Below are 339 nucleotides of genomic sequence, written 5' to 3'. Positions count from 1 at the left end.
GAAGCCGATGGCGCATACCGTGCCGATGTTGTGGCCGTCATTGGTGCGCAACGGCACGCCGGCATAGAAGCGGATCTGCGGGCCTGCCGTCACCATCGGGTTCTGCGCGAAGCGCGCATCGTCGCGCGCGTCGGGCACCACCAGCGGCGACCTGTCCTGCAGCGTGTATTTGCAAAAGGTCTCGTCACGGCTGACCTCGCGGTTCTCCAGCCCCTCATAGGCCTTGTACCACTGCCGGTGTCCGTCGATCATCGAGACGATGGCGATCGGCACGTCGAAGATGTTCCTGATCAGCCTGGTGATACGCCGCGTGAGGAGGCCTTCGACCGCATCACCAGG

General features: G+C 64.0%; 1 protein-coding gene. It reads right to left on the bottom strand.

Annotated features, from left to right (window positions below):
• Window positions 1-339, bottom strand: a 339-nt coding sequence (locus EN874_RS32675; RefSeq protein WP_135884731.1) for a GAF domain-containing protein, incomplete at both ends; no start/stop codon positions are given.

Origin of the sequence: Mesorhizobium sp. M1D.F.Ca.ET.231.01.1.1 (assembly GCF_003999155.2) — a bacterium.
Lineage (GTDB): Bacteria > Pseudomonadota > Alphaproteobacteria > Rhizobiales > Rhizobiaceae > Mesorhizobium.
Note: the sequence above shows the minus strand (reverse complement) of the source record. Positions and strands in the feature narration are given on the sequence as shown.